Source organism: Streptomyces sp. NPDC047981 (genome assembly GCF_040653315.1).
Classification (GTDB): Bacteria; Actinomycetota; Actinomycetes; order Streptomycetales; family Streptomycetaceae; genus Streptomyces.
The window spans coordinates 73,296-89,342 of sequence record NZ_JBEZNQ010000012.1; the positions used below are offsets into that span (position 1 = coordinate 73,296).

At 70.0% G+C, this 16,047-nt stretch carries 1 protein-coding gene; it reads left to right on the forward strand.

From position 1 onward, the window contains the following. The first annotated feature begins 76 nt into the window (after positions 1-76). Complete coding sequence (locus AB0E14_RS10105; protein ID WP_362414511.1) at positions 77-15,994, forward strand: SDR family NAD(P)-dependent oxidoreductase; 15,918 nt, start codon at positions 77-79, stop codon at positions 15,992-15,994. The last annotated feature ends 53 nt before the right edge of the window (positions 15,995-16,047 follow it).

Here is a 16,047-nt window from a genome sequence, read left to right on the forward strand (position 1 = left end):
ACAACGCAGCACCACGACACCACGGCACCACGGCACCACATCAACACGTCGACACCAGCGGGGAGCTGAGAGCATCATGGCGGGCGAGGAACAACTCCGCGACTACCTCAAGCGGGCGATCGCAGATGCCCGTGACGCACGCAAGCGGCTGCGTGAGGTCGAGGACAAGCAGCAGGAACCGATCGCGATCGTCGCGATGGCCTGTCGCTACCCGGGAGGCGTGTCCTCTCCGGAAGACCTGTGGCGGCTGGTGACCGACGGCGTGGACGCGGTGTCGGAGTTCCCCACGAATCGCGGCTGGGACTTCGAGAAGCTGTACGACCCGGACCCCGAGCGGGTCGGGACGTCGTACGCCCGCGAAGGCGGCTTCCTGCACGAGGCCGACCGGTTCGACCCCGAGCTCTTCGGGATGTCGCCTCGCGAGGCGCTCGCCGTCGACCCGCAGCAGCGGCTCCTCCTCGAAACCGCGTGGGAGACCTTCGAGCGGGCCGGCATCGACCCCGGCTCGCTCAAGGGCAGTCGTACGGGTGTGTTCACCGGCGTCATGTACAACGACTACGGTTCCCGCCCGAACCTCCCCGCCGACGGCAACGAGGGCTACCTTTTCAGCGGCAGCGCGGGCAGCATCGCGTCGGGCCGGCTGTCGTACACGTACGGTCTCGAAGGCCCGGCCGTCACGGTCGACACGGCCTGCTCGTCCTCCCTGGTGGCGCTCCACCTCGCCGCCGGAGCCCTGCGCCGCGGTGAGTGCGACCTCGCGCTCGCGGGCGGTGCGACGGTGATGTCGACGCCGGTCGCCTTCATCGAGTTCTCCCGGCTGCGCGGCCTCGCCGCCGACGGCCGGTGCAAGTCCTTCTCGGCGGGTGCCGACGGCACCGGCTGGGCGGAGGGCGTCGGCCTGCTGCTGGTGGAGCGGCTGTCGGACGCCCGGAAGAACGGCCACCAGGTGCTGGCCGTGATCCGCGGTTCGGCGGTGAACCAGGACGGCGCCTCCAACGGGCTCACCGCCCCCAACGGCCCCTCCCAGGAGCGCGTGATCCGCCAGGCTCTCGCGAGCGCGGGCCTGACGGCTGCCGAGGTCGACGCGGTGGAGGCCCACGGCACAGGAACGGCGCTGGGCGACCCCATCGAGGCGCAGGCCCTGCTGGCGACGTACGGGCAGGAGCGCCCGGAGGGCCGGCCGCTGTGGCTCGGCTCCCTGAAGTCGAACATCGGCCACGCACAGGCAGCGGCCGGTGTCGGCGGCGTGATCAAGATGGTGCAGGCGATGCGCCACGGCGTACTCCCGAAGACGCTTCACATCGACGAGCCGACCCCGCACGTGGAGTGGGAGGCCGGCGCCGTCGAACTCCTCCGTGACCAGGTGACATGGCCGGAGACCGGCGAGCCTCGGCGGGCGGGTGTCTCGTCGTTCGGGTTCGGCGGGACGAACGCTCACGTGATCATCGAGGAGGTCGCGGAGGCGGAGGAGCCCGAGCCGGCCTCCGAGCCGGTGGTTCCGGTTCCGGTGGTGCCGTGGGTGCTGTCGGGCAAGACGCCGGCAGCCCTGGAAGCCCAGGCGAGCCGACTCCTGGAGTACGCGGAGACTGACACGGCCATCGAGCCGGTGGACGTGGCCTGGACCCTCGCCACCGGACGCGCGATGCTCGACCACCGCGCCGTCATCACCGGCCGGGACAGGGACCAACTGCTGACCGGCCTGCGGGCACTCGCCACCGGCCAATCCGCACCCGGCCTGGCGCAGGGTGTGCGCACGGGCGGGAAGACCGCCTTCGTGTTCACCGGCCAGGGCGCGCAGCGCATCAACATGAGCCTCGAACTGTACGAAGCCTTCCCGGCCTATGCTGCTGCCTTCGACGAGGTCACAGCGGCTCTCGACCCGCACCTCGACCAGCCGCTGAAGCAGGTCATCGCATCCGGTGCGGGCCTGGACGAGACGGGCTGGACACAGCCGGCGCTCTTCGCCACCGAGGTCGCCCTCTACCGACTGGTCGAAACCTGGGGCGTCTCGGCCGATGTCCTCGCCGGGCATTCGATCGGCGAACTCACCGCAGCCCACATCGCCGGCATCCTCAACCTCCAAGACGCGGCCAAGCTGGTCACCGCACGGGCACGCCTCATGCAGGCCCTGCCCACCGGCGGAGCCATGACCGCAATACAGACCACCGAAGAGGAGATCACCCCACTCCTCACCGACAACGTCGCCATCGCCGCAATCAACAGCCCCACATCACTGGTCATCTCGGGCGACGCAGAAGCTGTCCACTCGCTCGCCTCGGCCATGGAGGCCCAGGGCAGGAAGACGAAGCGGCTCACCGTCTCCCACGCCTTCCACTCCCCCCACATCGACCCCATGCTCGACGAATTCCGGACGATCGCAGCCCAACTGACGTACAACCCGCCTGTCATTCCCGTGATTTCGACGCTCACAGGGAAACCGGCGACGGGCGACGACCTCCGCACCGCCGACTACTGGGCCAACCAAGTCCGCGGAGCCGTCCGCTTCGCCGACGCCACCCACGCCCTCACCCACCTCGGCACCACCACCATCATCGAAGCAGGACCCGACGGCGTCCTCTCCGCCATGATCCAAAGCACCACCGACACCGCCACCACCATCCCCCTCCTCCGCCGAGACCGCCCCGAACCCGACACACTCCTCACAGCCCTCGCCCAACTCCACACCCACAGCACCACCACCGTCGGCTGGCACACCTACCTGGCCGGAACCGGTGCGAACCACACGGACATCCCCACCTACCCCTTCCAACACCAGCGCTATTGGCTCGAGTCGACCCAGAGCACAGCCGACGCGACCGGCCTCGGCCTCACCGATACCGGCCACCCCCTCCTCGGCGCAGCCGTCAACATCGCCGACCGCGACGAGACGCTCTTCACCACCCGCATCTCCCTCCGCACCCACCCCTGGCTCACCGACCACACCGTCCTGGGCCATGTGCTGTTCCCCGGCACGGGCTTCGTAGAGCTGGCCGTACGCGCGGGTCAGCAACTCGGCGTCGGCCAGGTCGAGGATCTGACCCTGGCCGCCCCTCTGGTCCTCCCCGAGCAGGGCGGAGTCCAGCTCCAGGTCCGCGTCGGGTCCCCCGACGGCGCCGGACGCCACACGATCGACGTCCACTCGCGCCTCGACGACGACAACGACTCCGCCTGGACCCTCCACGCATCCGGCTTCCTCACCACGCTCAACGATTCCGCAGCGGTCTCCACCGACCTCCTGACGTGGCCGCCGGCCGGTGCCGTGGAGGTGGACCTGGACGGCGTCTACGAGCGCCTGGCCGAGCAGGAGTACGGCTACGGCCCCGCCTTCCAGGGCCTGCGTCGCGCCTGGAAGGGCACGAACGACGGCGAGTTCTTCGCCGAGGTCGCTCTCGGGGAAGAACTGCGCGCGGACGCGGCCGAGTTCGCCCTGCACCCCGCCCTCCTGGACGCCTCGCTGCACGCCCTCCTGCCCGGGGTGGCCGACAGTGCGGGCCAGGCTGGATTCCCGTTCGTCTGGTCGGGCGTGAACGTGTACGCCGTGGGCGCCTCGCTGCTGCGCGTACGGCTGACACAGGCTGGACCTGAGTCCGTGAGCCTGGACCTGGCCGACGGCACGGGCACCCCGGTCGCCCACATCGACACGCTCGCGCTGCGGCCGCTGTCGAAGGACGCCCTCCGCACGGCGGGGCAGTCCCCACACGACGGCCTCTTCGGCGTGGAGTGGAAGCCCGTCTCGGCCCCGACCACGCCCGCCGCTGGCGGGGAGCCGTACGTGGATCTGCGTACGGTGGCGGCCGGTACCGACGTATCCGTACCGCCGGTCCTGCTGCTTCCCCTGCTGCCCGAGGCCCGTGACAGCGACGCTCTGGCGACAGCGGTGCACGAAGTCACAGCCGAAGTACTGGACTTGGTGCAGAACTGGCTGGCGGAGGACCGCTTCGCGGCTTCCCGGCTGGTGGTCGTGACAAGCGGCGCTGTCGCGGCAGGCCCGGACGAAGACGTACCGGACCTCGCCCGCGCCGGCGTATGGGGTCTGCTACGCGCAGCCCAGACAGAACACCCCGACCGGATCACCCTCCTCGACACCGACGACACGGCTGATCTGCCGCGCTGGGTGCAGGCGGCAGTCGCTTCCGGTGAACCCCAGCTGGCCCTACGAGCGGGAGAACTCCGCGTACCCCGCCTCACCCGAACCGCGCCCTCGTCCGAGCAGACCACGCAGGCCCCCGACTGGAGCACCGGCACGATCCTCATCACCGGCGCGACCGGCGCACTCGGAGGCGTACTCGCACGCCACCTCGTCACCGAACACCACGCCCACCACCTACTCCTCCTCAGCCGACGCGGAACCGAAGCACCGGGCGCAACCGAACTCCGCGACGAACTCACCGCATTGGGGGCCGCAGATGTCGACGTCGTCGCATGCGACGCCGCAGACCGCGACGCACTCGACAGGGTCCTGAAGGCAATCCCGGCCGACCGGCCGCTGACCGCCGTCATCCACACAGCAGGCGTCCTGGACGACGGACTCCTCGGATCACTCACAACGGACCGACTCACCGCCGTCATGCGCCCCAAGGTCGACGCCGCCTGGAACCTCCACGACCTCACCCGCGACCACAACCTGTCGGCCTTCATTCTCTACTCCTCCCTCGCAGGCCTCCTCGGCACGGCAGGACAGGCCAACTACGCCGCCGGCAACACCTTCCTCGACGCCCTCGCCCAACACCGACAAGCCCAAAACCTCCCCGCCGTCTCCCTCGCCTGGGGACTCTGGGAACAGACCAGCGACATCACCCAAGGCCTCGCCGACGTCGACCTCAAGCGCATGGCACGCGCGGGCCTCCGCCCGCTCACCACCACCCACGCCATGCAGCTCTTCGACACCGCACACACGACCAAGGCCGCCGTCCTCGCGGCGACCGGCATCGATACCGCCGCTCTGCGAGCGCGGGGCGACGAGGCACTGGCCATGCTCCGCGGCCTCGTCCCCGCAGCCCCGCGCCGAGCCGGAAACGGTGTCGCCACGGCGTCCAGCACTGGTTCAGCCCTGGCGGGGCTGTCTGGGGAGGAGCGGAGGAAAGCTCTCGTGGACTTGGTGCGGACGCATGTCGCGTCCGTCCTCGGCCACGCCGATCACACCTCCATCGACGCGGACCGGGCCTTCCAGGAACTCGGCTTCGACTCCCTCACCGCCGTCGAACTCCGCAACCAACTCAACACCGCCACCGGCCTCCGCCTCCCCACCACCCTCATCTTCGACTACCCCACACCCGCCGCCCTCGCCGCCCACCTCGACGAGAACATCTCCGGCACCACAACGGCGAAGACGGTCGTGCAGACGAACACCGCCGCCGCGGACGAGCCGATCGCCATCGTCGGCATGGCCTGCCGCTACCCCGGCGGCGTGACATCACCCGAAGACCTCTGGCGACTCGTCGCCGAAGGCACCGACGCCATCACCCCGTTCCCCACCAACCGCGGCTGGGACACCGAGAAGCTGTACGACCCGGACCCCGACACCGCTGGTACGACGTACGTCTGGCAGGGCGGGTTCCTGCATGAGGCGGACCAGTTCGACCCGGAGTTCTTCGGCATGTCGCCGCGCGAGGCGACCGCGACCGACCCCCAGCAGCGACTCCTCCTCGAAACCGCCTGGGAGACCTTCGAGAGCGCCGGGATCGACCCGGCGACCGTACGCGGCACGAACACCGGCGTCTTCACCGGAGCCATGTACGACGACTACGCGTCCCGGCTGCGCAGTACGCCCGAGGAGTACGAGGGCTTCCTCATGACGGGGAACCTCTCCAGCGTGATCTCAGGTCGGCTGTCGTACACGTTCGGCCTCGAAGGCCCGGCCGTCACGGTCGACACCGCCTGCTCCTCGTCCCTGGTCGCCCTGCACTGGGCGGCGAACGCGCTCAGGAGCGGTGAGTGCGACCTGGCCCTCGCCGGAGGTGTGGCGGTCATGTCGACTCCCACCGCCTTCGTGGAGTTCTCCCGTCAGCGGGGCCTAGCCGCCGACGGCCGCTGCAAGCCGTTCGCGGCGGGTGCCGACGGCACCGGCTGGTCGGAAGGCGTCGGCCTGCTCCTCGTCGAGCGCCTGTCCGACGCCCGCAAGAACGGCCACCAGGTCCTCGCCGTCGTACGCGGCTCCGCCATCAACCAGGACGGCGCCTCCAACGGCCTCACGGCTCCGAACGGCCCCTCCCAGGAGCGCGTCATCCGCCAGGCCCTCGCCAACTCCGGCCTCACCACCGCCGACATCGACGCCGTCGAAGCCCACGGCACCGGCACCCGCCTCGGCGACCCCATCGAGGCTCAGGCCCTGCTGGCGACGTACGGCCAGGAGCGCCCGGAGGATCGCCCGCTGTGGCTCGGCTCCCTGAAGTCGAACATCGGCCACGCACAGGCAGCGGCCGGCGTCGGCGGCGTGATCAAGATGGTCCAGGCGATGCGCCACGGCGTACTCCCGAAGACGCTGCACGTCGACGAGCCCACAGACCACGTCGACTGGACCACCGGCGAGGTCGCACTCCTCACCGAACCGCGCGAGTGGCAGGCCGAAGGCCGCGTCCGACGCGCAGGCATCTCCTCCTTCGGCATCAGCGGCACCAACGCCCACGTCATCATCGAAGAGCCCGCCGCAACAGCCGAGGAGACCGCCGCACCGCCGGTGGTGGTGCCGTGGGTGCTGTCGGCGAAGACGCCTGCGGCGCTCGAAGCCCAGGCCGGCAGGCTGCTGGAGTACGCAGAGGCTGACACGGCCATCGAGCCGGTGGACGTGGCCTGGACCCTGGCCACCGGACGCGCCGTACTGGACCACCGTGCCGTCATCACCGGCCGCGACCGCGACCAACTACTGACCGGCCTGCGGGCACTCGCGACCGGAACCTCAGCCCCAGGCCTGGCCCGAGGCACCCGCACGAACGGAAAGACGGCGTTCGTATTCACCGGCCAGGGCGCGCAGCGCATCAACATGGGCCTGGAACTCTACGAAGTCTTCCCCGCCTACGCCGCTGCCTTCGACAAGGTCACAGCGGCTCTCGACCCGCACCTCGACCAGCCCCTGAAGCAGGTCATCGCATCCGGCGCGGGCCTGGACGACACAGGCTGGACACAGCCGGCACTCTTCGCCACCGAAGTCGCCCTCTACCGACTCGTCGAAACCTGGGGCATCACCGCCGACGTCCTCGCCGGACACTCGATCGGCGAACTCACCGCAGCCCACATCGCCGGCATCCTCAACCTCCAAGACGCCGCAACACTGGTCACCGCACGAGCCCGACTCATGCAAGCCCTGCCCCCAGGCGGAGCCATGACCGCAATACAGGCCACAGAGGAAGAGATCACCCCACTCCTCACCGACAGCGTCGCCATCGCCGCAATCAACAGCCCCACATCACTGGTCATCTCGGGCGACGAAGAAGCTGTCCACTCGCTCGCCTCCACGATGGAGGCCCAGGGCAGGAAGACGAAACAGCTCACCGTCTCCCACGCCTTCCACTCCCCCCACATCGACCCCATGCTCGACGAATTCCGGGCCATCGCAGCCCAACTCACCTACAACGAACCGAAGATCCCGGTCATCTCCACCCTCACCGGGAAGCCGGCCACCGGCGACGATCTCCGCACCGCCGACTACTGGGCCAACCAGGTCCGCGGAGCCGTCCGCTTCGCCGACGCCACCCACGCCCTCACCCACCTCGGCACCACCACCATCATCGAAGCAGGACCCGACGGCGTCCTCTCCGCCATGATCCAGAACACCACCGACACCGCCACCACCATCCCCCTCCTCCGCCGAGACCGCCCCGAAGCGGACACACTCCTCACGGCCCTCGCCCAGTTCCACACCCACAGCACCACCACCGTCGACTGGCAGCAGTACCTGGCCGGAACCGGTGGAAAGCGCACGGACATCCCCACCTACGCCTTCCAACACCAGCGCTACTGGCTCGATGCCCCGGTCACCACCAGCGACGCCACCGACCTGGGTCTCACGAGCACCGGCCATCCCCTCCTCGGCGCAGCCGTCAACATCGCCGACCGCGACGAAACCCTCTTCACCACCCGCATCTCTCTCCCCACCCACCCCTGGCTCGCCGACCACACCGTCGCGAACACCGTGCTCGTACCTGGGACCGGCTTCGTAGAGCTGGCCGTTCGAGCTGCTCAGCATGTCGGTGCGGGCGGAGTGGAGGAGTTGACGCTGGCGGCTCCGCTGGTCCTGCCGGAAAGCGGCGGAGTCCAGCTCCAGGTCGTGGTCACGAGCGCCGACGAGTCCGGCCGCCGGACACTCCAGGTGCACTCACGCCCCGACACGGACACGGAAGGCGACGACAGCCGGGCATGGACCACCCACGCCACCGGCACCCTCACGACCGCCACAACGACCCCCGCGAACACAACCAGCCTGGTGGCATGGCCGCCGGCCGGTGCCGTGGAAGTCGACCTCAACGGCGTCTACGACCGCCTGGCCGAGCAGGACTACAGCTACGGCCCCGCCTTCCAAGGCCTGCGCCGCGCCTGGAAGGGCACCAACAACGGTGAGATCTTCGCCGAGGTCGCCCTCGCCGACGACCAGCGCACCGACGCAGCCCTTTTCGACCTCCACCCCGTACTGCTGGACTCGTCCCTGCATGCCCTCCTGCCAGGTGTCGTGGACACCAGTAGGGATGCGGCTCTCCCCTTCACGTGGGCGGGAGTGAGCGTGCATGCCGTCGGCGCCTCGGCGCTTCGCGTACGGCTCACACAGACGGGCCCGGAGTCGGTGTCCCTGGACCTGGCCGACACGACCGGCACGCCGGTCGCCACCGTCGAGACCATGGCGTACCGCCCCCTGTCCAAGAACGCCCTCCGTGCGGCCGGTTCGGCCACGCGTGACGGCCTGTACCGCGTGAGCTGGACCGGCATTCCGGAGCCGGACGCTCTCGCCGAAGGCGTCGCCTGGGCCGTGGTGGGCAAGGGGTTGTCGCCGACGATAGGGCAGGCCTATTCAATTCTGAGCGAACTGGTCACCGCGCTGGACGCGGGATCGGCCGTCCCGCCCGTCGTGGTGGTCCCGCTCGGCTCGCAGCCAGTGGCCTCTCATGACGAAGTCCCTGGCGCGACCCACGCAGCCGTGCAGGAGCTCCTTGCCCTGGTGCAGGACTGGTTGACGGAGGACCGCTTCGCCGCCTCTCGCCTCGTGGTCGTGACGAGCGGCGCTGTCGAGGCAGGCGGGGACGAAGACGTACCGGACCTCGCCCACGCCGGCGTATGGGGGCTGCTGCGCGCAGCCCAGACGGAACACCCCGACCGGATCACCCTCCTCGACACCGACGACACGGCTGACCTTCCGCGCTGGGTGCAGGCAGCCGTCACCTCCGGTGAACCCCAGCTGGCCCTACGAGCAGGCCAACTCCGCGTACCCCGCCTCACCCGAACCGCGCCCTCGTCCGAGCAGACCACCCAGGCCCCCGACTGGAGCACCGGCACGATCCTCATCACGGGCGCGACCGGCGCCCTCGGAGGCGTACTCGCACGCCACCTCGTCACCGAACACCACGCCCACCACCTACTCCTCCTCAGCCGACGCGGAACCGAAGCACCCGGCGCAACCGAACTCCGCAACGAACTCACCGCATTGGGGGCCACAAATGTCGACGTCGTCGCATGCGACGCCGCAGACCGCGACGCACTCGACAGGGTCCTGAAGGCAATCCCGGCCGACCGACCCCTGACCGCCGTCATCCACACAGCAGGCGTCCTCGAAGACGCGCTCGTCACGTCCCTTACGCCGGGGCACTTGGAGCGCGTACTCCGGGCGAAGGTCGACGCCGCCTGGAACCTCCACGACCTCACCCGCGGCCACGACCTCACTGCCTTCGTCCTCTACTCCTCCCTGGCAGGCCTGGTCGGCACCGCAGGACAGGCCAACTACGCCGCCGGCAACACCTTCCTCGACGCCCTCGCCCAACACCGACGAGCGCAGAACCTGCCGGCGATCTCCCTCGCCTGGGGCCTGTGGGAACAGACCAGCGACATCACCCAAGGCCTCGCCGACGTCGACCTCAAGCGCATGGCACGCGCGGGCCTCCGCCCGCTCACCACCACCCACGCCATGCAGCTCTTCGACACCGCACACACCACGGGCGACGCCGTGCTCGCCGCCACCCGCATCGACACCAACGCCCTGCGCGCCCAGGCGAACGGCCCGCTGCCGCTCTTCCGTCTCCTCGTGCCCGCAGCACCTCGTCGCGCCGGAAACGCTGTCGCCGAAAGCGGCGGATCGTCTTTGGCGGACCGCTTGGCGGAGCTGTCCTCCGAGGAACGGCAGAAGGCGCTGATCGACCTGGTGCGGACGCATGTCGCGTCCGTCCTCGGCCACGCCGATCACACCTCCATCGACGCGGACCGGGCCTTCCAGGAACTCGGCTTCGACTCCCTCACCGCCGTCGAACTCCGCAACCAACTCAACACCGCCACCGGCCTCCGCCTCCCCACCACCCTCATCTTCGACTACCCCACACCCACCGCCCTCGCCGCCCACCTCGACGAGAACATCTCCGGCACCACAACGGCCAAGGCAGTGGTCGAGTCGAAGACGACCACAACAGACGAGCCGATCGCCATCGTCGGCATGGCCTGCCGCTACCCCGGCGGCGTGACATCACCCGACGACCTCTGGCGACTCGTCGCCGAAGGCACCGACGCCATCACCCCGTTCCCCACCAACCGCGGCTGGGACCTGGACGGCATCTACGACCCGAACCCCGAGCGGGTCGGGACGTCGTACGCCCGTGAAGGCGGGTTCCTGCATGAGGCGGACCAGTTCGACCCGGAGTTCTTCGGCATGTCGCCCCGCGAGGCGACCGCGACCGACCCCCAGCAGCGACTCCTCCTCGAAACCGCCTGGGAGACCTTCGAGAACGCGGGCGTCCTGCCTTCCACGCTGCGCGGCAGCCGCACGGGGGTGTTCGCCGGCGTCATGTACCACGACTACGGCTCGCGCGTGCAGACGATCCCGCAGGACCTCGAAGGCTTTCTGGCCAGCGGCAACGCAGGCAGTGTGGCCTCGGGTCGGCTGTCGTACACGTTCGGCCTCGAAGGCCCGGCCGTCACCGTCGACACCGCCTGCTCCTCCTCGCTCGTCGCCCTGCACATGGCGGCCAATGCGCTCAGGAGCGGTGAGTGCGACCTCGCCCTCGCCGGAGGCGTGACCGTCATGTCGACGCCGCTCTCCTTCGTGGAGTTCTCGCGGCAACGCGGCCTGGCCCCTGACGGTCGCTGCAAGCCGTTCGCGGCGGGTGCCGACGGCACCGGCTGGTCGGAGGGCGTCGGCCTGCTCCTCGTCGAGCGCCTGTCCGACGCGCGGAAGAACGGCCACCAGGTGCTGGCCGTCGTACGCGGATCGGCGGTGAACCAGGACGGCGCTTCCAACGGCCTGACCGCCCCCAACGGGCCCAGCCAGGAGCGCGTCATCCGCCAGGCCCTCGCCAACTCCGGCCTCACCACCGCCGACATCGACGCCGTCGAAGCCCACGGCACCGGCACCCGCCTCGGCGACCCCATCGAGGCCCAGGCCCTCCTGGCCACCTACGGCCAGGAGCGCCCGGAGGGCCGGCCGCTGTGGCTCGGCTCCCTTAAGTCGAACATCGGCCACACCCAGGCAGCCGCAGGCGTCGGAAGCATCATCAAGATGGTGCAGGCGATGCGCCACGGCGTACTCCCGAAGACGCTTCACATCGACGAGCCCACAGACCACGTCGACTGGACCACCGGCGAGGTCGCACTCCTCACCGAGGCGCGCGAGTGGCAGGCCGAAGGCCGCGTCCGACGCGCAGGCATCTCCTCCTTCGGCATCAGCGGCACCAACGCCCACGTGATCATCGAGGAGGTCGCGGAGGCGGAGGAGCCCGAACCGGCGTCCGAGCCGGTGGTTCCCGTTCCGGTGGTGCCGTGGGTGCTGTCGGGCAAGACACCGGCAGCCCTGGAAGCCCAGGCCGGCCGACTCCTGGAGCACGCAGAGGCTGACACGGCCATCGAGCCGGTGGACGTGGCCTGGACCCTCGCCACCGGACGCGCAATGCTCGACCACCGCGCCGTCATCACCGGCCGCGACCGCGACCAGCTCCTGACCGGCCTGCGGGCACTCGCCACCGGAACCTCAGCCCCAGGCCTGGCCCGAGGCACCCGCACGAACGGAAAGACCGCGTTCGTGTTCACCGGCCAGGGCGCGCAGCGGATCAACATGGGCCTCGACCTGTACGAAGCCTTCCCGGCCTATGCTGCTGCCTTCGACGAGGTCACAGCGGCTCTCGACCCGCACCTCGACCAGCCCCTGAAGCAGGTCATCACATCCGGCGCGGGCCTGGACGAGACGGGCTGGACACAGCCGGCACTCTTCGCCACCGAGGTCGCCCTCTACCGACTCGTCGAAACCTGGGGCGTCACGGCCGATGTCCTAGCCGGACACTCGATCGGCGAACTCAGCGCAGCCCACATCGCCGGCATCCTCAACCTCCAAGACGCGGCCAAGCTGGTCACCGCACGCGCACGCCTCATGCAGGCCCTGCCCACCGACGGAGCCATGACCGCAATACAGGCCGCCGAGGAAGAGATCACCCCCCTCCTCACCGACAGGGTCGCGATCGCCGCAATCAACAGCCCCACATCACTGGTCATCTCTGGTGACGAAGAGGCAGTACGGGCCATCGCCTCGGCGATGGAGTCACAAGGCAGGAAGACGAAACAGCTCACCGTCTCCCACGCCTTCCACTCCCACCACATCGACCCCATGCTCGACGAATTCCGGGCCATCGCAGCCCAACTCACCTACAACGAACCGAAGATCCCGGTCATCTCCACCCTCACCGGAAAGCCGGCGACGGGTGACGACCTCCGCACCGCCGACTACTGGGCCAACCAAGTCCGCGGAGCAGTCCGCTTCGCCGACGCCACCCATACGCTCACCCACCTCGGCACCACCACCATCATCGAAGCAGGACCCGACGGCGTCCTCTCCGCCATGATCCAGAACACCACCGACACCGCCACCACCATCCCCCTCCTCCGCCGAGACCGCCCCGAAGCGGACACACTCCTCACAGCCCTCGCCCAGTTCCACACCCACAGCACCACCACGGTCGACTGGCAGCAGTACCTGGCCGGAACCGGTGGAAAGCGCACGGACATCCCCACCTACCCCTTCCAACACCAGCGCTATTGGCTCGAATCGGCCCACACCACAACCAGCGACGCCACCGGTCTCGGCCTCACCGACACCGGCCACCCCCTCCTCGGCGCCACTGCCACCCTCGCCGGATCCGACGAGACGCTCTTCACCAGCCACCTCTCCCTCCACACCCACCCCTGGCTCACCGACCACACCATCGACGGCACCGCCGTCCTCTCCGGCGCGGCACTGGTCGAGCTGGCGATTCGGGCCGGTGACGAGGTGGGCGCGTCCGTGCTCGAAGAGCTCGATCTGGCACAGCCTCTCGCTTTCCCGGCGGACGGCGGTGGCGTTCAGCTTCAGGTCCGCGTCGGCATCCCGGACACGACGGGCAACCGTTCGCTGACGGTTCACGCCCGCCCGGACGACACGACCAACGCCCCGTGGACCCTCCATGCCCAGGGCCGCCTCGGCAAGGGCGACAGCGAGGGCCCCCTGACCACCGTGCCTTCGCCTGGCAACGCCGACGGAACCGGGCCGCAGCAGTTGATCGATCTCTCGCAGGAGCGCATGGGCGACGCCCCGCGGTTCGGCCTGCACCCGAGCCTCCTGGACGCAGCCCTCGCCACCCACCAACTCCCCCACCAAGACGGCCACACCTGGATCCCCACCACCTGGCACGGAGTACGCCTCCACGCAACCGGCGCCACCTCCGTACACACCCACACCACCACCCCCACAGACACACACCCCACCACCACCTCCGTACACCTCACCGACCAGACCGGCCAACCCGTCCTCACCATCGACGCCCTCACCTACCAAGCCCTCCCGATGGAGGCATTCGCCGTCGTCACATCGGACAGCCCAGCTCTCGACCTGTTCGAGGTGCGGTGGCTCCCGACGGTCCTTGCGCAGCCGGCAGCACCGCCCGCCTGGGGTGTTCTGAGCTACGCCGGTGAGACCTCCCAGCAGGCTGCCTACGCACGCGCAGAGCACTACGCGGACGTGGAAGCAGTGGCCAAGGCGGTCGAGGCCGGCACCCGCCTCGACGCCGTACTCCTCCCCTGGGCCCCCGCCCCCACCACGGCCACCGACCTCGCGTCCCGTACGCAGTACATGCGGAACCTGGTCCAGGAGTGGCTGGCGAACGAGCACCTGGCACGGACCCGCCTGGTCGTCCTGACCAACGGGGCCGTGTCCGTCACCGAAACCGGAACCGAAACCGAAACCGACGCAACCGCCGACATCACCGACCACCTGGCCGGCAGCGCCCTCTGGGGTCTCCTCCGCTCGGCCCAGTCGGAGAACCCCGGCCGGATCGTCCTCGCCGACCTCGACGACGACGCCGCCTCCCTCCAGGCCCTGTTCGCACTCACCGACGGAGAGGAAGGCCAGGCCGCCATCCGCGAGGGCAAGACCTACGTCCCCCGCCTCCAGCGCCTGACGCCGACCACCGACTTCACCCCTCCCACCGACTCGACAGCCCCGACAGCCCCGTCCGCCCCGCCGGCGCCCTGGAGCGCCGACATCACCAACGGAACCGTCCTCGTCACCGGCGCCACCAGTCCCCAGGGCGCCTTCATCGCACGCCACCTCGTCACCCACCACGGCGTCACACACCTCCTCCTCACCAGCCACACCGCCCCCGACGCCCCCGCCGCCACCCAGCTCCACGACGAACTGACCGCCCTCGGCGCCACCCACGTCACCCTCACCACCCTCAGCGCGACGACCCTCGCGTCCATCCCCACCGACCACCCCCTCACCGCCGTCATCGCCGTCATCGCCGCCTCCGACGCAGGCGTCGCCGGCGACACGGGGAGCGCCCAGGAGCAGTCCGACCTCGACACGGCTCGCGACCTCCACGAGCTGACCCGCGGCATCGACACGCTGGCCGAGTTCGTCCTCTTCTCCACTCTTGCCGGCAGCGCCACCGCCGGATCTGGGTCCGGTCTCACCCACGGCTACCTGGACGCCCTCGCCGAACACCGCACCGCGCACGGCCTTCCCGCGACCTCCATCGCCTGGGGTCCGTGGGACGGTGCGGAGGCGCCGGCCCAGGGCGGCTTCCGCCCCGTGACGGAGTCCGCGGCGACGGTTCTGTTCGAGGCGGCTCTCGCCACTCGCCGTACGAAGGTGGTGGCCGCTCCGCTCGACCTCGGGGCCGTACGCGGGGAGAGCCGTACGCCCGAGCTGCTGCGCGGTCTCGTCGCGGACACGGGCGTGGTCCGGCGTCGCCAGGCGGCGCGGGCCGGTGCCGACGGCCGCGGGCCCGGTGCCCTGGCGCAGCAGCTGGCCGGTCTCTCCGGGGAGGAGCGCCGGGCGCATGTCCTGGAGGCGGTCCGCACGGAGGTGGCGTTCGTCCTCGGGCACGCCGATCACGCCGTGATCGAGCCGGACCGCGCGTTCCAGGAGCTCGGTTTCGACTCCCTCACCGCCGTCGAACTCCGCAACCGGCTCAACGCCATGGCGGGTACGCGGCTGCCGGCGACGCTCGTCTTCGACCATCCGACACCGGCCGCGCTCGCGGACCACGTCCTTCAGCGCGTCGTGCCCGACGACGCGGCGGCGCAGCAGCCCGTTCTCGCGGAGCTGGCGCAGTTGGAGGCGGCGGTCACCGGTCTCTCGGCACCTTCGTGGGGCGACCTGGACCACTCCGCCATCGCCGTCCGGCTGCAGACCCTCCTGGCCAAGGTCCAGGAGACGACGCAGAGGGCGGGCGGCGGAACGGCGGCGGAAGGCGCGGACGACGACGCGGAGAGCCGGATCGCATCGGCGACCGCGGACGAGATCTTCGCCCTCATCGACTCGGAATTCGGCACCGATCAGTGATCACCCTCATCGCACGGCGACCCGCCACCCCACTCGACTCTCGACCCTCCAAG

Bases quoted from the DNA above. Each gene is read 5' to 3' on its own strand.
- AB0E14_RS10105 (WP_362414511.1), top strand. From the start codon at position 77: ATGGCGGGCGAGGAACAACTCCGCGACTACCTCAAGCGGGCGATCGCA.